This window comes from Flavobacterium soyae, assembly GCF_021245985.1.
Lineage (GTDB): Bacteria > Bacteroidota > Bacteroidia > Flavobacteriales > Flavobacteriaceae > Flavobacterium > Flavobacterium soyae.
Genome location: NZ_JAJQXA010000026.1, coordinates 14,928 through 38,544 on the forward strand (window position 1 = coordinate 14,928; position 23,617 = coordinate 38,544).

Annotated in this window: 25 protein-coding genes; 10 read left to right on the top strand and 15 right to left on the bottom strand. The window is 32.1% G+C overall.

The genetic code is table 11. The annotated features are described in order from the left end of the window. Positions 1–18 precede the first annotated feature (18 nt). From LUU93_RS21750 to LUU93_RS20805, 3 genes are all read left to right on the top strand, one after another. Positions 19–198, top strand: a complete 180-nt coding sequence (locus LUU93_RS21750; RefSeq protein ID WP_255669562.1) for a GxxExxY protein — start codon at positions 19–21, stop codon at positions 196–198. Then, positions 194–316 carry a GxxExxY protein gene (locus LUU93_RS21800; RefSeq protein WP_311202640.1) on the top strand — a complete coding sequence of 41 codons (123 nt, stop codon included), beginning with the start codon at positions 194–196 and terminating at the stop codon, positions 314–316. The genes LUU93_RS21750 and LUU93_RS21800 overlap by 5 nt, the downstream gene beginning before the upstream one ends. Before the next feature lie 207 nt (positions 317–523). Then, the gene (locus tag LUU93_RS20805) at positions 524–1,300 is read left to right on the top strand and encodes an ABC transporter ATP-binding protein (RefSeq protein ID WP_232683090.1); all 777 of its coding nucleotides are present in this window, start codon (positions 524–526) and stop codon (positions 1,298–1,300) included. 116 nt (positions 1,301–1,416) lie between these two features. Here LUU93_RS20805 and LUU93_RS20810 read toward each other — a convergent pair whose 3' ends face one another. The 6 genes from LUU93_RS20810 to LUU93_RS20835 all read right to left on the bottom strand — a co-directional run bounded on the left by LUU93_RS20810 (position 1,417) and on the right by LUU93_RS20835 (position 4,316). Next, the gene (locus LUU93_RS20810; protein ID WP_232683091.1) at positions 1,417–1,941 is read right to left on the bottom strand and encodes a hypothetical protein; all 525 of its coding nucleotides are present in this window, start codon (positions 1,939–1,941) and stop codon (positions 1,417–1,419) included. An 86-nt stretch (positions 1,942–2,027) separates the two neighbouring features. After that, a complete protein-coding gene (locus LUU93_RS20815) occupies positions 2,028–2,498 on the bottom strand; it encodes a hypothetical protein (RefSeq protein ID WP_232683092.1) in 471 nt (156 codons plus the stop codon). A gap of 15 nt (positions 2,499–2,513) precedes the next feature. Continuing rightward, entirely contained in the window at positions 2,514–2,993 is a 480-nt protein-coding gene (locus LUU93_RS20820) for a hypothetical protein (protein WP_232683094.1), read from the bottom strand. Positions 2,994–2,995: 2 nt separating this feature from the next. After that, a complete protein-coding gene (locus LUU93_RS20825; protein ID WP_232683095.1) occupies positions 2,996–3,451 on the bottom strand; it encodes a tRNA (cytidine(34)-2'-O)-methyltransferase in 456 nt (151 codons plus the stop codon). Between the two features lie 22 nt (positions 3,452–3,473). Beyond that, complete coding sequence (locus LUU93_RS20830) at positions 3,474–4,046, bottom strand: pseudouridine synthase (protein WP_073486218.1); 573 nt, start codon at positions 4,044–4,046, stop codon at positions 3,474–3,476. 63 nt (positions 4,047–4,109) lie between these two features. After that, positions 4,110–4,316 (bottom strand): hypothetical protein, encoded by a 207-nt coding sequence (locus tag LUU93_RS20835; RefSeq protein ID WP_232683096.1) that lies wholly within the window; start codon positions 4,314–4,316, stop codon positions 4,110–4,112. A 549-nt stretch (positions 4,317–4,865) separates the two neighbouring features. Between LUU93_RS20835 and LUU93_RS20840 the strand changes: the two genes are divergently transcribed. After that, the gene (locus LUU93_RS20840; protein WP_232683097.1) at positions 4,866–8,279 is read left to right on the top strand and encodes a T9SS-dependent choice-of-anchor J family protein; all 3,414 of its coding nucleotides are present in this window, start codon (positions 4,866–4,868) and stop codon (positions 8,277–8,279) included. A gap of 59 nt (positions 8,280–8,338) precedes the next feature. Here LUU93_RS20840 and LUU93_RS20845 read toward each other — a convergent pair whose 3' ends face one another. The 4 genes from LUU93_RS20845 to LUU93_RS20860 form a co-directional block, all read right to left on the bottom strand. Then, a complete protein-coding gene (locus LUU93_RS20845; RefSeq protein ID WP_232683098.1) occupies positions 8,339–8,866 on the bottom strand; it encodes a MepB family protein in 528 nt (175 codons plus the stop codon). A 121-nt stretch (positions 8,867–8,987) separates the two neighbouring features. Continuing rightward, the gene (locus LUU93_RS20850) at positions 8,988–10,850 is read right to left on the bottom strand and encodes a hypothetical protein (RefSeq protein ID WP_232683099.1); all 1,863 of its coding nucleotides are present in this window, start codon (positions 10,848–10,850) and stop codon (positions 8,988–8,990) included. Then, the gene (locus LUU93_RS20855) at positions 10,847–11,398 is read right to left on the bottom strand and encodes an RNA polymerase sigma factor (RefSeq protein WP_232683100.1); all 552 of its coding nucleotides are present in this window, start codon (positions 11,396–11,398) and stop codon (positions 10,847–10,849) included. Before LUU93_RS20855 ends, LUU93_RS20850 begins: the two co-directional genes overlap by 4 nt. Positions 11,399–11,560: 162 nt before the next feature. After that, complete coding sequence (locus tag LUU93_RS20860) at positions 11,561–12,412, bottom strand: protease complex subunit PrcB family protein (RefSeq protein WP_232683101.1); 852 nt, start codon at positions 12,410–12,412, stop codon at positions 11,561–11,563. Positions 12,413–12,584: 172 nt separating this feature from the next. Between LUU93_RS20860 and LUU93_RS20865 the strand changes: the two genes are divergently transcribed. The 4 genes from LUU93_RS20865 (at position 12,585) to LUU93_RS20880 (ending at position 16,186) form a co-directional block, all read left to right on the top strand. After that, positions 12,585–13,970, top strand: a complete 1,386-nt coding sequence (locus tag LUU93_RS20865) for a DNA recombination protein RmuC (protein WP_232683102.1) — start codon at positions 12,585–12,587, stop codon at positions 13,968–13,970. Positions 13,971–14,147: 177 nt separating this feature from the next. Beyond that, positions 14,148–14,696 (top strand): acyl-CoA thioesterase, encoded by a 549-nt coding sequence (locus LUU93_RS20870; RefSeq protein WP_232683103.1) that lies wholly within the window; start codon positions 14,148–14,150, stop codon positions 14,694–14,696. Between the two features lie 41 nt (positions 14,697–14,737). Next, positions 14,738–15,133 carry a VOC family protein gene (locus LUU93_RS20875; protein ID WP_232683104.1) on the top strand — a complete coding sequence of 132 codons (396 nt, stop codon included), beginning with the start codon at positions 14,738–14,740 and terminating at the stop codon, positions 15,131–15,133. 483 nt (positions 15,134–15,616) lie between these two features. Beyond that, positions 15,617–16,186 carry a YceI family protein gene (locus tag LUU93_RS20880; RefSeq protein WP_232683105.1) on the top strand — a complete coding sequence of 190 codons (570 nt, stop codon included), beginning with the start codon at positions 15,617–15,619 and terminating at the stop codon, positions 16,184–16,186. A gap of 3 nt (positions 16,187–16,189) precedes the next feature. Here LUU93_RS20880 and LUU93_RS20885 read toward each other — a convergent pair whose 3' ends face one another. Next, positions 16,190–17,101, bottom strand: a complete 912-nt coding sequence (locus LUU93_RS20885) for a TIGR01777 family oxidoreductase (RefSeq protein WP_232683106.1) — start codon at positions 17,099–17,101, stop codon at positions 16,190–16,192. 99 nt (positions 17,102–17,200) lie between these two features. Between LUU93_RS20885 and LUU93_RS20890 the strand changes: the two genes are divergently transcribed. Together LUU93_RS20890 and LUU93_RS20895 are read left to right on the top strand one after the other, a co-directional pair. Beyond that, positions 17,201–17,863: a TetR family transcriptional regulator C-terminal domain-containing protein gene (locus LUU93_RS20890; protein ID WP_232683107.1), complete on the top strand. Its 663-nt coding sequence runs from the start codon at positions 17,201–17,203 to the stop codon at positions 17,861–17,863. Beyond that, on the top strand, positions 17,860–19,164 hold the full coding sequence (locus LUU93_RS20895) for an ABC1 kinase family protein (protein WP_232683108.1): 1,305 nt from the start codon (positions 17,860–17,862) through the stop codon (positions 19,162–19,164). The genes LUU93_RS20890 and LUU93_RS20895 overlap by 4 nt, the downstream gene beginning before the upstream one ends. 92 nt (positions 19,165–19,256) lie before the next feature. Here the strand turns inward: LUU93_RS20895 and LUU93_RS20900 are convergent, their stop codons facing one another. The 4 genes from LUU93_RS20900 to LUU93_RS20915 form a co-directional block, all read right to left on the bottom strand. Further along, entirely contained in the window at positions 19,257–20,414 is a 1,158-nt protein-coding gene (locus tag LUU93_RS20900) for a TNF domain-containing protein (protein ID WP_232683109.1), read from the bottom strand. Between the two features lie 630 nt (positions 20,415–21,044). Then, positions 21,045–22,340 carry a cryptochrome/photolyase family protein gene (locus LUU93_RS20905; protein WP_232683110.1) on the bottom strand — a complete coding sequence of 432 codons (1,296 nt, stop codon included), beginning with the start codon at positions 22,338–22,340 and terminating at the stop codon, positions 21,045–21,047. Positions 22,341–22,538: 198 nt separating this feature from the next. After that, positions 22,539–23,048 (bottom strand): SRPBCC family protein, encoded by a 510-nt coding sequence (locus LUU93_RS20910; RefSeq protein ID WP_232683112.1) that lies wholly within the window; start codon positions 23,046–23,048, stop codon positions 22,539–22,541. Positions 23,049–23,097: 49 nt separating this feature from the next. Then, positions 23,098–23,538, bottom strand: a complete 441-nt coding sequence (locus LUU93_RS20915) for a sterol desaturase family protein (RefSeq protein ID WP_232683113.1) — start codon at positions 23,536–23,538, stop codon at positions 23,098–23,100. Positions 23,539–23,617: the final 79 nt, after the last annotated feature.

The following is a 23,617-nucleotide window of genomic DNA, read 5'->3' on the forward strand; positions in this document are numbered from 1 at the left end:
ATTTCAATTAATGAATTAATGATTACTCAAAAATATTTAGATGAATTAACTTATGAAGTTTTAGGTGCTTCAATAGAAGTCCATAAAATCATTGGAAAAGGATTACTGGAAAATGTTTATCATGAATGTCTGAAAGAAGAACTCTCACAAAGAAAATTAAATTTTTTCACAGAGATGAGAGTTCCAATAATATATTAAGGATAAGGAATTAGTAACAGATTTTCGATGTGATTTATTTGTTGAAAATTGTTTAGTAGTAGAATTAAAAACAGTTTCCGAAATAAATTCGATTCATCAAGCTCAACTGTTGACATAAATGAAACTTTTAAAAGCACCAAAAGGAATTATAATTAATTTTAATTGTTTTAATATTTTTAAAGAAGGTCAAAAAACATTTGTAAATGAATATTTCAGATCATTACCAAAGCTTTAGTTCAACTATGTTTGATTTACAAGTAAATCTTAAATTCCTTCTAATAAGACAAAGAAACCTATGTTTCTATGTGTTTAAATAAAAAACGCAATGAAGAATATTCTATCAGCTTCAAACTTAACTATTGGATACAAATCCAAAAAAACAACAGTGACTATTGCAGAGAATCTAAATTTAAATTTAAGTTCAGGAAAACTGATTTCTTTAATTGGTGCAAACGGAATTGGGAAATCGACTTTATTGCGAACAATTACCGGAATTCAACATCCGTTATCAGGAAATGTTTATTTGAATAAAAAAAATATCTCAGCTTATACACCCTTAGATTTAGCACAGAATTTAAGTTTGGTTTTAACCGAAAAATTACCGCCTAGCAATCTCTCCGTTTTTGAATTGGTGGCGCTCGGTCGCCAGCCTTACACAAATTGGGTTGGAACTTTAACCCAAACTGATATCGAAAAAGTTCAGGAAGCAATGAAGTTGACGCAGATCGAACATCTTTCTCATAAAAAACATTACGAAATAAGCGACGGACAATTGCAAAAGGTTTTAATCGCAAGAGCTTTGGCACAAGATACTCCGCTGATTATTTTAGATGAACCTACAACACATTTAGATTTACTGCATAAAGTTTCGTTGTTTAAACTTTTGAAAAAGCTGACTCAGGAAACTCAAAAATGCATTTTGTTTTCAACACACGATATTGATTTGGCAATTCAATTAAGTGATGAAATGATAGTTATGACGCCCGAAAATGTTGTGCAGGATGAACCTTGTCATTTAATTTCAAATGGAAGTTTTGCAGCTTTGTTCAAAGATGAACATATTATTTTTGATGCTGAAAAAGGAAAGTTTATCGTTACCTGATTCATTTCCTGCAAGGTTTTCCAAACCTTGTAGGTATTTGTTTATTGCCAGCTTTTAAAATTTATACCTACAAGGTTTGGAAAACCTTGCAGGAAGACCGAGATTTTTTTTAATCCTTACCTTTCTAAAAATTCTAAATCAAGGTAGTTTTTATTTTTGTCTTTTAAATCTATATATAAAACAGTTTCTCTTTTTATTGCGAAATGCATTTTTAATATGGTTGTATCCATACCTATATGAAGACTATAATGTATAAAATCACCTTTGTAAGGGATTTCAAGCTCAATCAAATTATAGTTAATATTCACAGAAGAAACTTTATCTTCATACTGTGATGTATGTCTAACTTCTTCTTTCCATGAATTTGATTTTATTGGAATATTTTCAAGATTAACAATTATTTTTTCTCCATATTTCTTAAGCTTTTGAATCTCAGCATTATTATTTTCTATTGCTTTTTTATCTTTTGAATTTTCAATAAATAACCAAATACCAAAGGGTAATAAAATAATTATTCCTATTCCCACAAACATTATATTTCCGTCAAGTCCAACACGAAAAATTAGTATCCCTAATAAAAGTATCCCTAAAAATATGTATTTGAATAAGCCTTTTGCCTTTTCTTTAAAATTTATACTCATGCTGAATTAATTGTTAATTGGATATTTATTTTTGTTTTCTTTAAGCTAAAATAATCGTTTCTTAGATAAAATCTTAAATATTAATTTTATTGATGATTTTGTATTTCAGCATTTAGAGCTTTTATCAGAATTTTTAAAGATGTATTAACTTTGCTTTTAAAGTTAATGTAAAATATAAGGGCTGTAAAAACTATAAAAGATGCGAATATTTTCCAGTTAAAAAAGTCGTCAATTGGATTTATAAATATGAAAATAGTAAAGCCTATATTTAATAATAGAATTAAAAAGAATATTGGCTTTAAATAAGAAGGTATTTTAAAACTTAAAATGATAACACGATGATTTAAATATTCTATTATCTCACCGTTAATTTCAGGACGTAATTGACTTCTTGGACCAAAATCAAATGTTGGATATATTTGAAACTCAGAAGTAGATATTTTTCCTTCAAACTTGTATTCTCCTTTTGAATTTGTATGAAATTTTTCGGTAATAGAATTGAGTTTATTTATAATATCTTGAGTTTCTAAGTTTGTTTTTAATTTAAAAGTATACATTTTTAGAAAGATATTTTATTGGATATTATTTTCTTTCTTAAATCTATTTCGGTGAATAGTAAGCGCGATGCTTAATTCACTTGCGTCAGTATTTAATTCATTAAGATCAAACTGCATTACCTGACTAGGTTCAATAATATAATAAATAAAAAAATCGGTGCTGGACCTGCCGTAGAATTTCGTATCAACTCTTTCGTTTTCAATATTATTCCAGGGGACAAGTTCTTCATTTTTGTACTGAATTCCTTTTGAGTTAATTCGAAACTGAACTTCATTAACTTTCTTTAGCAACTTTAATGCTTTGTAAACTAAAAATAGAATAATAGGCAATAATAAAAAGAATACTATGAAAGTGTTTTTATTTGTCAGTGAGTAAATTGCAAAGATGAAAAGTCCAATTGCGGCTAAAAGCCAAGCATAAATTGTAGTTTGAGAATAATAAATTAGTTTTTCTTTAGAATAGCTTAAATTATTTACATCAATTAAAGGTCTCATGACTATTTTTTTAGAGCAATCTGCCTCTTAGCTTCACCAACTACAAAAGCAACAGAATTCGCAATATTAAAAGAGCGAATAAGCGGCGACATAGGAATCGTTAAATGATTTTCAAATCTGGCCATAAATTCTTTGCTTAAACCAACGCTTTCCTTTCCGAAAACTAACCAGTCACCATCCTGAAATTCATTTTCTAAATATGATTTTTCAGAATGAGAACTCATTAAAAATACACGGGAATGATCTGGAATTTGTTTTACCCATTCGTCAACATTTTGATATTCGGTTACATCAAGGTGTACCCAATAATCCAAACCGGAACGTTTAAGGTTTTTATCATTAATTACAAAACCAAAAGGATGAATTAAATGCAGTCTGCTTTGTGTTCCTACACATAATCTTCCAATATTTCCGGTATTATTTGGTATTTCTGGTTCTACAAGAACAACGTTTAGCATTATCGTTTATTTGTTAATTCGTTTAATCGTTTATTTGGAAATCGTTTACTTCTAAAACCTCTCCGGCTTTTAAGTTCTGCAAATATACATTTCCTATCCGAACACGAACTAAACGTAAAGTGGGAAAACCAACTGCGGCGGTCATTTTGCGAACCTGGCGAAATTTTCCTTCGTTTACAGTAATCGATGCCCATGAAGTCGGGCCATGTCGTTCGTCTCTGATTTTTTTTGCCCTTGGTCCAAAATCAGGAATTTCAGTAACAATAAAAGCAGTGCAGGGTTTTGTTTTGTATTTTCCGCCTTCAAAACCTATTTCTACGCCTTTTTGCAATTGTTCAATAGCTTCGGGAGTAATTATGCCATCAACCTGAACATAATATTCTTTGTCGACTTTTTTGCTTCTTATCTGTTCACTTACTTTTCCGTCTGTCGTTAATAAAAGCAAACCTTCAGAATCTTCATCGAGCCTTCCAATCGCCATTGTACCTTCGGGAAAATCATGCAGTTCGCCCAAAAGCTTTTTCTTTCTTTTCAATTCATAAATAAATTGACTCAAATAACCGTAAGGTTTAAAAAGAATGAAGTGTCGGTGCATGTTTTATTTTTTTTGCAAAGATAGCTTTGTTCTGCAAGTATTAAAGTAAATTAAAAGAATCGATTACCCGTTTTTTGTTTTCATCTTTTTCAGCCACTCATAAACAAACCAGATCACTGTAATTCCAAACAGAATTAAAAGTGGTGTATAATAATTTTTGAAGAAATCATGAAAATAACTTCCAATAAAAATATAGATTGAAGCCATGCATAATTTTATCAGAATAAATTCGGCATTAGACCAGCTTGTTTTGATTTTAAAAAATTCCATAAGATTAGTTTTTTAGTTTAATTGTTTGAAAAATAACAAATTGTAAGTTTATGTTTAAAGTTATGAAAATGATTTCTAAACTAATGCTGTGTTAAACCATTTCTCAAAAACGCTATTCAAATTTGCGTCCGGATAATCATAAAGACCGCAGAAATATGAAATTAAATGGTAAGGAAAAAATTACTGACTTAAGTGAGTTTAATGTGAAATAACATTTGATTATAATAAAGCCTTAATCCGCTTTTTTTCGATATAAATTATTTAAAGCTGTTCCTTTTTGAGACATTCTTTTTATATCTGCAAAAATACAATACAGTAAAACAAGGGTATTTTCTTGTTAATAAAACTAATCGGTTTTAGCTTATTTATGCCTCAGAAAAATCTTCTAAAAACGCATTATTATTGAGGATAACGATAATTAAAAGTAAAATGTTGCTGTGTCTTTTAGGTGTATTTATGAAATAACTTACAATAATTTCATGTTTTTACAATATTCTCTTAACTTTAAACGGTATAAATTTGATCTCTAAAAACTCAATTTTTAAGCTTATGAAAAACATTTACTCGATACGCCATCTCATGGCTTTAACTTTTTTTTGGTGTTCGTTAAGTCTGGTTGCGCAAACTTTTCCAACGCCTCAGAATTTGCCTTATGAGCAAAATTTTTCTTTTGCCCCAACAGTTACAGCGTACCCTTTAGGGTTTCAGGGCTGGACTGCAGCTACAGCTCCGGGATCTGCGTTTAATACAAATGCAGCATTAGTGGCAGACAGACCTTTAGCAGCTAGCAGTACTGCAGCAACTAATAGTGGAAATTTTCATAATTATGATGGCAAAATTGGTTTTTTAAATACAGGTTCATTAGACCTTACAATTGGTTTTGCTTTTGATGGCACTGGACAAAAAGCAATACAAGTTCAGTATGATGCTATGACAATTCGTAATCCATACGATGTGCCGCCTGCTGCAACTAATACTCGTATTAATGAAATGGTTTTACAATACAGAGTTGGTACAAGCGCTCCTTTTACATCATTATTATCAACTGCTTACGCAAATAATGATGTAAAACAGACAACAGCGGTTACAACGCCTCAGAATTTAAAAACGATAAAAGTAACTTTACCGGCTGAATGTGACAATCAGCCAATAGTACAAATTCGATGGATTTCAAGACAAGTTTCAGGAGCAGGGGCACGTCCTTCATTTGCAATTGATAATGTTGATATTAAAAGCGATGTATTAGCTCCGGTTAATGCAGCTGGTTATCCAAAAGTAGATAATATCTTATCTCAAAGTTTTGATTTTATCAGTAAACTGGATGAAATAGGAAAAACATATTATGTGTTATTACCGGGAGGAAGTGCAGAACCAACTATTGCACAAATAAAAGCCGGACAGGATGCCGCCGGAGCAGCTGCTTTGCAATCTGGATTTTTAGATATTACAGATGCATCTCAGGAATCTGTAAAAAGTTTTACGGGATTAAGTTTGAGTACTTCATACTCTGTTTTTTCTGTCTCCGAAGATCCTTATGGAAATATTCAGTCTGCTGTAAATAGAATAGATGCAGCAACTTCAAGTGTTGCCCTTCCTTCTTTAACAACTACGGTTGCTTCTTTGAATTTAGGTTTTTCTGAAACAAATTTTGATTCAGATATTTTTACGTACCAAATTCAAGGTTCAAATCTTACAGATGACGTTATTTTAACTTCGACAGCAAACTTTACCATTTCTAAAGATAACAGTACATTTGCTTCATCCTTAACATTTGCTGCTGCTGATTTTGCTTCAAATGCTGCTCCAACTGTTTATGTAAAGTTTACACCAAATGCAATCAGCAGTTTTACCGGAGAGATAACGCACGAATCAAATGGTGCAGCTACTAAAATAGTTACACTGACGGGAGTAGGAATTAATCCGTACGTACAAGGATTTAATGATCCTAATGTCTTGTCTAATAGCGGATGGACACAGTATAATGCAGCCGGAACAGTAAATAAATGGTCGCCTACAACTGTTGCCAGAAATGTAAATTCAGGAACGGGAGCAGTTTTAATGAACGGTTATTCTGATTCGGGAGCGAGTAAAGACTGGTTGATTTCTCCTAAATTGCGTTTAGATACTTTTGGGCAATTTGCATTATTATCTTTTTACTCTCGTAAATTTTATGCAGGTCCTGGTTTAAAATTATTGGTATCTACTGATTACGATGGAAAAAGTAATCCTGAAACGGCAACCTGGACAGAATTGCAAGGTAATTTCCCAACTGTTACGGGAACTTATACCAAATCGCAATACATCAAATTAAATGATTACAAAACGAGCCATACTTATTTAGCCTGGGTTTATGAAACTACAGCGGGAGGAACTAATTTTGCTGCCGAATGGTCGTTTGACGATGCAGCAATTACAAATGAAGCGGGTTATGTAGCTTCAAACCCTGTTTTAGACTTTGGAGATACTGCACCAAATACTGTTTCGGCAAGTCAGTCTTTCGTTTTTAATGCAGAAGGTTATGATGATATTACAATTACAGCTCCGGCATCTTTTGAATTATCATTGGATAATGTGACATTTCAATCGAGTTTAACAGTTTCATCTGCCGATGCTGCAGCCGGAAAAACACTTTACGTAAGATTTGCACCAACTACAAAACAATTGTCAATATCCGGATCTTTAACCGTTACCGGAACTTCATTAAACAAACAAATAGGTTTATTAACGGGTTCTTCTTTACCAAAAGCAGATACATTTGATGTGGTAACTTATAATTTAGAATTTTTTGGCAGTGATGTAAAAGGTACAGACGGAGTAGAGTTTGGCCCAACAGATGATGCACTGCAGATTGAAAATGTTGCCAAAGTAATGAACAAGCTAAATGCAGATGTTTATGTTGTTCAGGAAGTTTCTGATGATCCGTCAATTGACGCTTTAATTCAAAAAATAAATATCAACGGAAAAACATTCGATAAAACAACTTCGACATCATGGTCGTATTCTTTTGAAGCGCCAGATCCGAATTTCCCGCCGCAAAAACTAGTAGTACTTTATAACACGCAGACAACAACAGTAAAAAAAACTCGTGTTATGTTTAAAGAGTTTTATGACGAAGTTCGTGCCGGAACAAAAACACTGCCTAATTATCCTGGCGGAAATGGGTCGAGTTTTTTCTCCTCTGGACGTTTGCCATATTTGGTAACGATCGAAACCAATATGGGCGGATTTACAAAAGAAATCAATCTTATTGATCTTCACGCGCGTGCAAACAGCGGCAGCGATATTTCACGATACAATATGCGTAAATATGATGCCCAGGTTTTAAAAGACAGTTTAGATGCACATTATTCAAACTCTAATTTAATTATTTTAGGAGATTATAATGATGACGTAAAAGCATCTGTAATTACGCCAAATCCTTCCTCTTACGAAAGTTTTGTTACAGATACTAATAACTACAATGCACTTACTTTAGGAATCAGCCAGGCTGGCGCTTACAGTTTTTTAAGTTCAGGCGGATTTTTAGATCACATTATAATTTCTAATGAATTAAGCGATCAATATATTCCTAACTCAATTGCAGTTTATGATCCTCGTAATGATATCCCGGGTTATACCACAACAACATCAGATCACGGACCTGTAATTGCTCGTTTTGAATTAAAACAAGATGTTTTGTCTACTCCTGATTTTGGATCTAAAAATGGATTTTTTGTAACAGCATATCCAAATCCGGCGGTTGATGATTTAAATTTTGCCGTAAAAACAAACGAAAACAGAAACTTTAAACTAAGACTTTACGATATAAATGGCCGTGTATTAGGAAATCCTATCGAAATTAATAGCAGTCAGGAGCTTTCAAATACAGTATTGTCTGTTCGCAATTTATATCCGGGACTTTACATTTATACTTTATCAGAAAATAATAAAGTGGTTTATAAAGAAAAAATCCTAAAAAAATAAGAAGGGTTTTAATTCATAAAAAAAGGCAGTTCAAATTCGAACTGCCTTTTTGTTTTTGTCTATCTGCCAAGTAAAAACTTAGCACGATCTATATCAATTTGATCAGAAATTGACAAAAAATAATCCAATTGCCATTGCTGGGTTTTTTGTGCCTGTCTGCTTGTTGTTTCGTCCCAGGGCGGATAAACTCTTGTAGCTCTTATTCCTTCTTTTACAGTTGTAGTAAAAATTCCTTTTTTGAGCAGAATCTCTTTCGGAAAAATAAACTGACCTAAAAGATTTTCTTTTTGAACGCTGACGATTACAAAATCTATTGTATCTAAATAATCAAAAGGTTCGATAATTCCAGCTTTATTACGTTTCCATAGAGTTACAAACTGGCCTGTTTTTGTTGGAGTAATTTTAGCCGATCTAAATTTAATCCGGCTTTCGCCGATTTTAAAATCGAAAGCATCATATTCCTGGCTCTCTTTTTCGGGTTGAGGTTCAGAACACTCAAAATTGCAAATATCATAAATCAGTTCTTTTGCAATTTGTAAATTCTTCGGAATAAATTTTATATCATTCCAATTATTTTTAAAAGCCATTTATTGGTTTGTTTTTCTTGCAAATTACAATAAATCAAACATAATTCAATAAAAAAGGCAGTTCAATTCGAACTGCCTTTTTGTTATATCTAATGTAATTAAAAACAATAAACTATAGATATTAAAAATTAACATTTAATCCAAAATTCAATCCCCATTGAAATTGATTGAAAGATTGATTACTTAAAGGATTTGCATAATAATTTACAGCAGGCTCAACAAATACATTTGTTTTTTTATAAACACGGTATTGTATAGTACTGCTTAAGGTAGAACCATAAACGTAGTTGTTTGCATTTACGTTTTCTCCCATAGAATTTCCATCTATCGATACACTGTTTGAAATCAATTTACCAACAAATCCGCCAGTGTTTATATTAATATTTGTCCTGTTTTTATTAAAAACAGAATACGATACTTCCAGGGGCATTTCAATGTAACGAAGATTTTGGTCCAGATTTCCAGTTTCGATATTTTCGCTTTGCAGCACATCTTTAGTACTATTTGAAACCAGAAGATAATTTGCGCTGGTTGCAATTTGAGGAACGCTTTCATTTTTTACAAAATAATCAGTCGAACTAAAAAGAGCTTCATTTCTTGCGCTCAAATAAGAAACATTTGCCACACTTTGCCCTAGTTCATTAATTTTAAAACCAGAAGCAACGGCCCATTTTTTATTGATTTTGTACTGTGTTTTTACACCGTATGAATTACTTTGTTTAGAATCGTTTACGTTTCCTAAAGTTTTATTGTTTTTATAATTTTCAGAATTGGCAACACCTGCAAAAAGCTGTAAAGCCCATTTTTCTGATTTTGATAATAATTTTTCTTCTTTTTTCTTTTTCTCCTCAGGAGTTACAATTCCTTTTTCTAAATTTTGAAGCTCTGCCAGCTGCACTGAATCCTTTTTGCTTAATACGCTGGTATTGGTAAAAACAGTATTGTTTTTTGAATTATCGTTTTGGCTGCTTACGATGCTTTTATCAACCGCAGTTTTTTGAATGTTTTGTTTTTCTTTATTTGTATTAACGGCAATTAAATTTCTATTTAAAGGAGAATTAGAAGGAGATTTTAAAGCATTGTAAACAATATTGTTATTGTTTTTTGAATTTGGATTTTCTTCAAAAATTGAATTTGATATTTGGGTTTTCGAAGCAACATTAAATTTATTTGTTTTTGCCGGAGCAAATGTTTTCTCTGCCAAAATCTTATCAGCATTTCTTTTTTCAATGTCTGATTGACTTTTCGAACCAAAATTAAAAGAATTCGATTTGTTTGGGGCAAATGATTTTTCGGCGACAGCCTTATTTAAATTCTCTTTTTTAGTGGTCGAAATTTGATTTTTAGATGCCGCATTAAATCCATTCCCTCCAGCTGAAACAAATGATTTTTCGGCAGCAGCCTGATTTGAATTTCCGTATTTATGGTTTGAAATTTGATTTTTTGAAACAGAATTAAACGTTTTACTTCTTGCCGGAATAAATGATTTTTCGGCTACGGCATTATTTCTTTCAGCGTTAAATTTTGGTTCAAAGCGGCTATTGTTTGTTTTGTTTTGAGAACCAGTCTGAGCTTTAACTGCTTCCGGATTTTGATTTAATTGATTACTGTTTGATTGATTTGTTGTTTTTTCTGATGATGAAACCCGATTATTATTTGATTCTTTTTCAAGGATATTTTCTTTAGTTTGAATACTTCTGGTTTTATCTGCGTTAATATTTTTGTGATCCAGAACAACATTATTATCTTCAATAGAATTGTTTTGTATTGTTTTAATTCCGGAATTATTAGAAGTAAAATACAACACAGAAGGAAGCAGTAAGCCTAATAATAAGCATGCAGCCGCCGACCACCAAAGAATTGCTCTCTTCTTCTTTTTAGGTTTGTCTAGTTTTTCTTCAATCTGCCCCCACAATTCAGGAGGCGGAACACTCGAGAAGTCTTCCATTGATGAAAAAATATCTTCTATTTTTTGCTTCTTCATGCTATCTTAAAATTTTTTATGCTCAGTATTCTTTTTTGCAAAATGTGCTTTGCCCGATTCAAATTTGATTTTGATGTTCCTTCAGAGATTTTTAATAATTCGGCAATCTCTTTGTGTTTCATTTTTTCAAAAACATAAAGGTTAAAAACCGTTCGATATTGATCCGGTAAATCCCTAATATATTCTAACAGTTTTTCTTGTTCAATCGGGATAATGTCCAGTTCCTCTTCTTCGATAAAATCAGTATCGGGATCAAAAACATCTAAAAAGAAACTCTCTTTTTTCTTCTTATTTATAGTTTCAATCAATTTATTAATGAAAATCCGTTTTAGCCAGCCTTCAAAACTTCCTTCAAATTTATATTGGCCTATTTTTTGAAAAACAATTACAAATGCTTCCTGGAAAACATCCTTCGCATCGTCTTCATTTTTCATATACTTAAGGCAGATACCATATAAAACAGGAGAGAACAACTGATATATTTTCAGTTGCCCTCCTCTGTCATTTTTCATGCAAAGCTTAATATATTTCTCTAAATCGTCTTTCAAAAAATGGATTAATTTGGTTTTGCAAAAATAGTTCTTAAAAGCTTACAAAACTACATTTTGTAAATAGTCAGAACCAGTGGTATTTTGTGTTAGTTTTTGATTATCAAGTATATCTGTATCTTTTGTTGGGTCGTAAAAGATACAGACACTACTCAAAGAATATTATTTTAGGCTGTTGATTTTTGCCTTAATTGCCATTTTGAAAGCTTTAATTTCACTGCTTTGATCTGCAGTATCATTATTGTCAATAGTAATTTTAGTTACCGTAATTCCTTGGCGAAGCTCAAAATAAACACCACCTTGAGCACCTGGTGTACCATACGTTTTTGTCTGACCTTTAATTGCTAAAATTTCTGCAGGAATTGTTTTTGAGAATAATGTATACTCACTTCTTACTGTTTTTGCATTGTATTTATATTGTGCAAACTCATAGTTTCCGGTAGTTACACCAAGAAATTTTAAAACATTGTAGTCATTGAGCTGAAAAAAGTCGTTTGTAGTTGCAAAACTTCCAATTACAATATTATCAGGGCTTTCGTTTGTTCTGTTAAATAAAATTGCTTTTGAAGTTCTTGGAATCAAAATGAAATCAGATGGATAAGTTGGGGTCTGCGTTAAAGTTTCTCCTGTCTGCGGCCCTTTTTCATAAAAATTAATAATGATTTCGCAGTTGTTTTCTACAATTGAAGTAATTTTTATTGCGTAACCATTTGTAGGTTTTACTCCGGCAAAAAGTGCTACTAAATAATTTTTTGAAAAATCAATGTTTGGATCGCTTGCAACTGTACATGTATTTTCATGTTTTGTAAAATAAGCATCCATTTTTTCCTGAGAACCTACAATTAGTGCACTTGGATTATTAGGCAAATTTTTTACACTATAATTGCATAAAAGAGGGAAACCTGAAAAAGGTAAATCTGCATTAGTTCCACAATCAACATTCAGGTCGTCATTACTAAGAGAGCAGGCGCTAAATCCAAAAGCGATAAATAAGCTCAACATTAATTTTTTCATGATTATTTTTTAATAGGTTATATCATGTAGATGGTACACTTTTAAAATGGTTGCGTTAAAAACAAAGAATTATGTTTGTTTAATTTAGAATTAATACTAATTCGTGAAATTTTAATTTTTAAAATTAAGCACTACGTATTATTGCGTACTTTTACTTAAAATAAACTTAGACATGTTAGAATTTCTTCCACTTTTATTGGCTTTTATAATTGCTTTGTTTCTGGGGATATACTTAGGAAAAATGTTGTTTTCTGCTAAATTTCAGGCAGAAAAAGTGAGCTTAGAAGAAAGATTAAATGCAAATGCGAGTCAGTCTCAACTGCAGAAAGAGCAATTTGAAATAGAAAGAAATAATTTTCAGAAACAGCTTCATTTAAGTAATTCTGAGAAGGAAAATATCAGAACAGAAAAAGATAGTCTGGCAATTCAGCTTTCTAAAAAAGAAGTTGATTTTGAAAATTTATGGGAACGCCATAAAGAACAAAAAAGTGAAATAAACGAACTTCAGGAAAAATTCACCAAAGAATTTGAAAACCTGGCCAATAAAATTCTCGAAGAAAAATCGGCAAAATTTACAGAACAAAACAGCGAGAATATGAAAAATATTCTGCTGCCGCTTCAGGATAAAATTCATGTATTTGAACAAAAAGTAGATCAAACCCATAAAGAAAGTATCGATTATCATGCGGCGCTTCGCCAGCAGATTATTGGTTTAAGCGAAATGAATGCTCAAATGAGCAAAGAAACCCTAAACCTGACCAAAGCATTAAAAGGCGACAGCAAAATGCAGGGAAACTGGGGTGAACTTGTTTTAGAACGCGTTCTCGAAAAATCTGGTTTAGAAAAAGGCCGCGAATATGAAGTACAGCAAAGTTTTGTAAACAGCGAAGGAAACCGCGTTTTTCCTGACGTTGTAATCAATCTTCCAGACGGTAAGAAAATGATAGTCGATTCTAAAGTTTCTCTTGTTGCTTATGAAAAATGGGTAAACGAAGAATCTGATTTACTAAAAATCGATTGGCTTAAAGAACACGTTTTGTCAATTAAACGCCACGTAGAACAACTCGGAAATAAAAATTATCACGATTTATACCAAATAGAAAGCCCGGATTTTGTTTTGCTTTTTATCCCGATAGAACCGGCTTTTGCTATTGCGCTGAACGAAGATTCGACTTTATACAATAAAGCTTTCGACAGAAATATTGTAATTGTTACTCCAAGTACATTATTAGCAACACTGCGTACAATAGACAGCATGTGGGCAAACCAAAAGCAGCAGGAAAATGCTTTTGAAATTGCCCGACAAGCAGGAGCTTTATACGATAAATTTGAAGGTTTTGTAACCGATTTAGTTCGAATTGGAAATAAAATTAAAGATACCAAAACAGAATATGAAAGCGCCATGAACAAACTTGTTGACGGTAAAGGAAACCTGATTTCGAGTGTAGAAAAATTGAAAAAAATGGGTGCAAAAGCCAAGAAATCACTTCCCGAAAATATCATCAACAGAGCTTTAAATACGGATGAAAATGAATTATTGAATCAAGAAAATATTTAAACACATAGTCGCGATAGCTATCGGGATATTTTTCTGTGAAAGAATTAAAAAGAAACTAGTTTCTAACACATAGTTATCTATGTTTGTTAATGCAAGTGAAACACCTTTAACGACATTTGAAAACTATGTTTCTATGTGTTTAAAATAATAATTATAGAAATTTCCAAAAACAAAAACATGACTACAGATTTTAAACCCGTTTCTTCATCAAAAATCAGCATTTCAGAATTAATGCTTCCGTCGCATACCAACTTTAGCGGTAAAATTCATGGGGGATATATTTTACAGCTGCTGGATCAGATAGCGTTTGCTTCGGCTTCAAAATTTAGCGGTAACTATTGTGTAACGGCTTCTGTTGACACAGTAAACTTTCTTAAACCAATAGAAGTTGGAGAATTAGTAACCATGAAAGCTTCTGTAAATTATGTTGGAAGAAGCTCAATGATAGTAGGCATTCGTGTTGAAGCGGAGAATATTCAAACCGGAGTTATAAAACATTGTAATTCGTCTTATTTTACAATGGTTGCCAAAGATAAGGAAGGAAAAAGTGTTCCCGTTCCAGGACTTATTTTATCTAATCTCGAAGAAGTACGACGTTTTAGAAAAGCAATCAAACACATCGAAGTTAGAAAAGAAGTAGAAGAACACGAAAAAATTGCCAATATTAACTCAATCGAAGACTTAGCAAGCTTAGATAAATACAATGTGCTTTTAGAGATCAGCTAAATTTCCCTATCTTTATTTAACGCACATTTAAACTAAAATACATGATAAAGTTTGGATATACAATTTTGTACGTTGAGAACGTAGCAAAATCAATAGAATTTTATGAAAACGCATTTGGGTTTACAAGAAAATTTATAAGCCCGGATAATGATTACGGAGAATTAAATACCGGAGAAACTACAATTTCTTTCGCATCAAAAAAGTTAGCATCGCATAATTTAAGCGATGGTTTTATAGAAAGCAGTTTAGAAGCCAAACCTTTTGCCATTGAATTAGGTTTCATAACAGAAGATGTTGGTGAGCTCGTTCAAAAAGCAACTTCGTTTGGGGCTGTTTTAGTTACAGAACCAAAGAAAAAACCATGGGGACAAGTTGTTGCCTATGTTAGAGATACAGATGGTTTTTTATTGGAGATCTGCACGCCAATGCATGGATAAAAATTGATCAATCGTGTGAATGGCTGTGAAGTCCCTACGGGACATTTGGGTCATTCGTTATTTTTTAGCTACCGATATATAATTCCTAGCGGAATATCTCGTAGAGATTATATATCGGTAGAAAAAAAATAAATTGACGACATCGTTTTTGTCCTGTAGGGACTACACGGCATTTGTTGTTTCACTATCAAATTAAAAAAAATATCTCGTAGAGATTACATATCGGTAGAAAAAAAATAAAATTGTAACCACGTTTTTGTCCCGTAAGGACTTTACATTTTACATATTACAACTGCCATTTTACACCCCAAAATATTCACAAATATTTAGCACTAGTTCAAGAACTCTGCGTCTCGAAATTTCGTAACTTTAAGTATAAAATTTGGTTACGAAATTTTTTCACGGAGTACTGCCGTTCTATTTTTTATCTTGTAATTTTCTTCTTAAAAATAGAATGACATAATTGTTTAATTGATGACGATTATGAAAAGAACTACATTGCTTATTTTATTTTTTACTGCATTTTCAATACTTGCCCAAGACAAATTTAAAACCACTAAGGCAGTTGTAAATTTTGAAGCTTCTGTTCCTTTTTTTGAAGAAGTAAAAGCAGTAAATAAACTCGGGTCTATTATTCTTGAACCAGAAACAAGTGCTTTAATTTGTACTGTTGTAATCAAAGATTTTCGTTTTAAAATGGATTTAATGCAAGAGCATTTTAATGAAAACTATATTGAAAGCCATCGTTATCCAAAGGCTGTATTTAAAGGGAAAGTTGCAAAATTTGATTTAAAAAACGTTGATGGAATTGAAAAGGAATATGATGTAAAGGGAAAGCTTTATCTGCACGGAAAATCGAAAATTATTGAAATGAAAGCTTTGATAAAAAGAGTTCCTGACGGAATTCAAATTTCGTGTAATTATCCAATTTCACTTTCAGATTTTAATATTGCAATACCAAGTGTTGTAGCCAGTAAAATTTCAAAAACTGCTAATACTAATTTACTTGGAGTTGTACAAAGCGAAGATATGAAGTATTTAACTTTGAAATGATTTTTAATTAATGCTTGCTATAAGTGCTTTTTCTAAATCGGTAAACTGAAATTCAAATCCGGTTTTTTGTATTTTTTCTGATGACACCCTTTGCCCTGTCAAAACAGCTTCACTCATTTCTCCTAAAACAATTCTAAGAATAAAAGGAGGGATTTTAGGAAGCCAGATAGCATATCCGTATAATGCTGCTAATATTTTTGAAAACCTCAAATTTGTAGTGTTATCTGTCACGGCCGCATTATACGGACCATGCATTTGGTCATCTGAAACTGCTTTACAATAAATTTGAGATAAATCTTCGATATGAATCCAGGGTAAATATTGTTTTCCCGAACCTAAAACTGCCCCAAAACCAGATTTAAAATTAGGGTTAACTTTTTTTAGGAACCCTTCATCTTTTCCCAAAACAATTGCGGTTCTGATTTTTACGGTTCGAATGCCTAATGCTTCGATCTTATCAGCTGCATTTTCCCAAACCCGACAGGTTGTGCCTAAAAAGTCATCTGCCGCCGGCGTTTCTTCTGTACAAATTTTGTGACTGGTAACAGCGCCGTAAATTCCAACTCCCGATGCCGAAATAAAAGCATTAAGCTTTTTATTGTTTTTTTCTAAAACCGAAAAAATCAAATCAATTGGTTTTATGCGGCTTTCCAAAATTGCTTTTTTTCTCTTTTCTGTCCATCTTTTTTCAACGATTCCTTCGCCCGCAAGATGAATTATGAAATCAGCATTTAGAACGGCATTTTCATCCATATAGTTTTTGTCCAAATCCCATTTATAATACGTGATTTCAGAAGTGTTTTCTTTATCAGAACGGCTCAAAACTGACACAGAATATCCAGCTCCAATTAGAATATTTGCTAAATGTTTTCCAATGAATCCGCTTCCTCCGGTTAATAGAACATTTTGAGCCATAATAGTTTATAATATATTTAACAGTGCTTGCCGTTTAATCATTAGTAAAGGTACTTAAACAATGTTTACCTTTATGGCAAATTCTAAATTTTAAATAAAATGGCGACTAAAAAGAAGGTAATTACCAAAGATGATATCGTTTCAAAATATATGGATGAAGTTTTAGAAAAAGGCCAAAAACCAAAATCAGTTTATCATTTTGCCAAAGAAAATGATTTTACCGAAGCTGAGTTTTATTCCTTTTTTGGAACATTAGAAGGTTTAGAAAAAGAAATATTCCGACTGTTTTTTGAAAACACAGTTAACTTACTTCATAAAAATGAAGAATATCAGGAATATGACATGAAGAATAAAATGCTAAGTTTCTATTTTACTTTCTTCGAAATCCTAACTGCAAACAGAAGTTACGTTTTACAATCGCTTAAAATTGATAGAAATCCGTTTAAAAACCTGGTTCAGGTAACTACACTTAGAAATAGTTTTAAAGAATATGTTTCTGAAATCCTAACTGATGATTATAGATTAGAACAGGAAAAATTGCAGAAATTTCAGGAAAAAGCCATTCAGGAATCGGCATGGTTACAATTAATGCTGACCATTAAATTCTGGATGGAAGATGAATCTGCTGCTTTTGAAAAAACAGACATATTTATCGAAAAATCTGTTAATGCATCATTTGAATTAATGAATGCTGCGCCAATGAACCATTTGATAGATTTTGGAAAATTTCTATTCAAAGAAAAAATATACACCAAACAATGAAAACAATCGATTATATTCCAACTTCAAAAATAGAAAGAGCCGGAAAATTAGTTCAAACCGGCGCCAAAATTGGAGTAAATTATATAAAGCACTATGCTGAAAAAGTAGTAAACCCAGATTTAACCCGCGATAAACTTAACGAAAATAACGCCGAAGATATTTATGACGGACTTAAAAGCTTAAAAGGAAGCGCTTTGAAAGTAGCTCAAATGTTAAGCATGGACAAAAACTTTTTGCCTCAGGCTTATGTGGAGAAATTCTCTTTATCACAATTTTCAGTTCCGCCGCTTTCTGCACCTTTGGTTTTAAAAACTTTCAAAACTAATTTTGGCAAAACACCATATGAAATTTTTGATGAGTTCAATGCAAATTCTGTAAATGCGGCAAGTATTGGTCAAGTTCATTTAGCAAAGAAAAACAATAAAAAACTGGCCGTTAAAATTCAATATCCGGGTGTTGCCAACAGTATTTCTTCTGACTTGGCTTTGGTAAAACCAATTGCAATTAGAATGTTTAATCTGCAGGGAAAAGATTCAGATAAATATTTCAAAGAAGTTGAAGATAAACTTATCGAAGAAACGAACTATTTGTTAGAATTAAAACAAAGTCAGGAAGTTGTAGAAGCCTGCAGTAAAATTGAAAATATTATTTTCCCGAATTACTATCCGGAATTTTCATCAGAGAAAATCATTACAATGGATTGGATGACGGGAATTCATCTTTCTGAATTTACAGCTAAAAATACAGATCAGGAAGCTGCAGATAAAATAGGGCAGGCGCTTTGGGATTTTTATATGTACCAAATTCATGTTTTGCGAAAAGTACATGCAGACCCGCATCCTGGAAACTTTTTGGTTAACGATGAAAACCAATTAATTGCCCTGGATTTTGGCTGTATGAAACAAATTCCTGAGGAGTTTTATACACCATATTTTGAGTTAATCAATAAAAATGTGATTACAGACGAGAAGCTTTTTAATAAAAAATTATTCGAATTAGAAATCCTTCGTCCAGATGATACTCCGGCAGAAGTAGAATATTTCACCGAAATGTTTCATGATTTATTATCGCTTTTCACGAAGCCTTTTCAAAATGAAACTTTCGATTTTGCCGATGAAACTTTTTTTAACGCGATTGCAGAATTAGGCAAACGTTTTTCTGAAGATACAAATTTGAAAAAAATGAACGGAAATCGTGGTTCTAAGCACTTTATTTATATGAACCGTACTTTCTTCGGACTTTATAATTTAATGTTCGATTTGAAGGCGAAAATTGTGGTTGAGAATTATTTGAAGTATTAGGGTTTTTAACAAAAAAGAGGAAGCTGTAACTTCCTCTTTTAAGAAAACAATGTGCAAAAAGATAATCTACTTCCTTAAAAGTATCTTTTTTATTATTCTGAAATAAAGTAACCTGAAAAATAGGTAACTGATGGATGCCCGCCATCTCCTGCAATATTAGTTCCAGCATTGATACCAGATTGAGATGCAAAATTATTACTAAAGCTAACAGATATTTTATCACCCGCATTTAATTTTTCTATCGATGTTAATAAACCAGGTGTCCAATAATAAGGACTAACTGAAAGTGCATAAAGATCGACAGTTCCTATTTTTGTTCCAGTAGTTTCATTATTTATATAAACAGACCCTCTCATTGTTACAGGTGTAGAAATAGTCCCGGTACTGGCAAAAAACTGATAAACTGCTGCCGTAATGCTGTAAAAACCTGTCTTTGGGACAACAAATATTGAATAAGTTCCGCTATTATCAACGATACTAGCTTTTAAATTACTTTTATCAACGATTTTATTATCAAATTTCACTTTTCCATTATTACCTGCAAAACTTGCGTCACTTTGTAATGTATATTTAAAAAAGGCAGTTCCTACAGGAGTTACTTCAGATGGAGCCACCCATTTTACATTACCATTATTATCTGCAGAAGTAGCAATCGCACCAGCAACAGGGGCTATATTATCTGTTCCTTTTGTTATTCGAAGTGAGCTTACAGTATTTTTACCAGTTGCCTCATCAATTTCAAGGGGATTTCCTCCTTTATTTGAACTATAAATGCCAAATATTCCATTACTCTTATATAATGAAAAATAATTAGTATTTTCAGGGGTTCTATCTAGAATTTGGGCTTCATTTTTAATATAAGCATTGCTAATATTAGTAATGTTTTTATTGCTCATATTTAAATTTTGAGCAGCGGTATGATTACCTAAATTATCACCCAAAAAAGAGGATCTTGTTACCCATTTTAATACACCATTAGCATCTGCAACCAGTACATTATCTGTACCGGCACCAGTTTGCAGTCCTTGTATTGTTAATGTATTTGAGCTGGTTGTTACAATTTGTGTAGGTTTATTCAATGTTCCTCCTAATTGAACTTTTCCATTACTTGCAGATAAGCCATTGTCAGCAGTATTTAATGAGTTAGGATTTATTTCTACTTTTTTACCATTGGTGGTAATAAACGTTTCTGTCTGCGCCATCATAAATGAACTCTGAGCTAATAAAAGCATACATACAATTTTCTTCATATTCATTATTTTTAAAATTTAAAATTGATACCAATAAAAGGTTGCTAAGTTGTTTTATATATGTTTTTTACTTGTTTAATTGTTATAACAAAAATTATATTTTGTACTTAAAAAAAATGCAAAATATATAAAAAATTTTGTATTTAAAAACTTACAAACATAAATTAACGTATTTTTTTTCTTACAAATAAAATAAATACTTGATTGTTAATCAGTTGTGTATTTTGAAAGAAAACGGCCTTATTGAAAAGAAAAGGATTTTGCCGAAGAAATAAGTATTAGAATAGCATTTATTAGAGAAAAATGCAAAAAAAGAGCGGATACAAATTTATTTACATGAACTGTTCTTTGGACTTTATAGTTTAATGTTCGATTTGAAAGCGAAAATTGCTGTGGAGAATTATTTGAAGTATTAAGAATTGTTTCTTTTGTTTCAGGTTTCAAGTTTCAGGTTACGCAGCGTGAAACTTGAAACATTTGACAAAGATTTTTTTGTCTAGTTTGTCATCCTGAGGAACGAAGGATCACATTCGGAAATCGACAAAGATTGGCGATATTGTTTGCGGAGCTTCTAGTGTGATCCTTCGTTCCTCAGGATGACAAGATTAAGAACAATTTGGAATTGGAATTTTATTTAATGATTCCCGCTTTATAAGTTGCAATCGCGCGATCTCTCGCAAAGGTATGATCAATCATAGGTTCATTATAACCAAAATCAAACTCAGGAATCCATTTGCGGATATATTCGCCTTTTTCGTCAAACTTCTTTTGTTGTATTTCAGGATTAAAAACCCTGAAATACGGTGCTGCATCACAGCCTGTTCCTGCAGCCCATTGCCAGTTTCCAACGTTTGAAGCCAGTTCGAAATCCAGTAGTTTTTTGGCAAAATAAGCTTCGCCCCACTGCCAGTTAATCAATAAATGTTTGCATAAAAAACTAGCCACAACCATACGAACACGATTGTGCATATAACCTGTTTCGTTTAGCTGGCGCATCCCGGCATCGACCATAGCGTATCCGGTTGTTCCAGAACACCAGCGTTTGAAATCCTCTTCATTATTTCGCCATTGAATTCCGTCGTATGCCGATTTAAAATTATGATTGACACAATTAGGAAAACTGAACAGAATCTGAATAAAGAATTCTCTCCAAATTAATTCGCTTAAAAAAGTCTGATTTTTTCGATTTGCCCAGTTTACTAATTTTCGAATACTTACGGTTCCGAAACGTAAATGAGGAGAAAGATAAGAAGTACTGTCAAGAGCCGGAAAATCTCTTGTTTCTTTATAATTGGTAATTTGAGTTAAGTTGTGCGGCTGCACTTTTATCGGGCTTTTTTCAAAACCAATTGCTGCTAATTCTGGAAATGGAAATTGATTTTTTGCAAAATTAGATTGAAATGGAGCAGAATCATATTCTGGAGCAGATCCTGCTAAATGATACTTTTCGAGCCATTTATTTTTATAAGGTGTATAAACCGTGTACGGAAGCCCGTCGGCTTTTGTGATTTCTTTTTCTTCAAAAATAACGTGGTCTTTAAAAGAAAAACATTCAATATTATTTACCTTCAATAAAGAGCAAATTGCAGTATCGCGTTTAATAGTAAAAGGTTCATAATCTTTATTGAAGAATACGTTTTGAATATCGAATTCTTCCAGAAGTGATTTCCAAACATTTTTTGTTTTTCCTTTTTTGATTAAAATAGAAGATTCAAAAGTATTTAATTCGGTATTTATTTTTTGAAGTGAATCGTAAATGAAACTTACCCGTGCATCATTTTTTGGAAGATTGTCCAGAATATCATCATCAAAAATAAATAATGGAATTACAGGAAAATTGGCTTGTAAGGCTTGAAATAATCCGGTATTGTCTTCTAAACGTAAATCTCGTCTGAACCAGAAAAAGGAAACTTTTTGTTTTGTCATTTTATAATTTTCGCTTGACGAATATTTTGTATTGTGTGTGGTTTTTTAAACACATAGAAACATAGGTTCTGTTTTTCTTGTAAAAGAATATAAAAAGAAACAAGTTTCTAACACATAGTAATATCTATGTTTGTTTATGCAAGTGAAACGCCTTTTTAAAAGCTATGAATACTATGTCTCTATGTGTTTAAAAATAAATTATATGCTTTTTTGCTCTGCATTAATCTGTATAATCTTTGGCTGTGATTTTGAATTAAACAATTCCTCGATCTTATTATAACGGAAATCAAAAATGGTCTTTAGTTTGTTCTTCACCACTAATCTATTCATAATTCTTCCCAATATTCCGAGTGGGAGCGCATAATGAACGATGTCTGTCATTTTGGTTCCGCCATCGGCTGTTCGTTCAAAAAAGTGTTTATGATGCCATAATTTATAAGGGCCAAAACGCTGAACGTCGATAAAATAATGATTTTCTTTACAGGCTGTGATTTCTGTAACCCACGAAATTTTTATTCCTAAAAGCGGCCGTAAAGTATAGGTTATAATCTGCCCGTGATACATTCGCTTTTCATCAAAATCTTTGATTTTAAAATTCATATTGTCGAGTGTAATAGTCTGCAGGTTTTTGGGACTGGAGAAAAAATCCCAGCAGTCTTCGACCTTGGCATTTACATATTGTACGGTTGCTATCTTGTATAATTTCATCTTCTAACTAAATCAATTGTTACAAATGTTTTTTGGAACGCCCAAATAATTACATTTTATAATATTTTAATGGTACAAACAACATTCCGAAACATTCTCCTTTTTCTTTATTTAGGTGTTTGTGGTGTATTTTATGCGCCTTTCTGAGTCCGACGAGGTATTTGTTTTTGGTGTTTTTAAACCATTTAAAACGCTGATGGATTAATACATCGTGAATTAAAAAATAACAAGCTCCGTAAAGCGTAATACCGCAGGCAATAAAAAACAAATAGTTGAATCCGCCCTCAACTCCAAAATAAAATAAAAGAATACTCGGCGTAGCAAAAATGACAAAGAAAATGTCGTTGCGCTCAAAAGTATGCTCGTATTTTGGCTGATGATGATCAGCATGAAAATACCACATAAAACCGTGCATTATATATTTGTGTGTAAGCCAGGTAACACATTCCATAAACAGAAAAACGCCTAAAAAGATTAAAAAAGAAATCATTTTATAAATGTTGTTATTAAAATTATGATTTAAAATCTGTAGAGTTTAGCTATAGTTTATTAAAGATTGACTCTAAAGA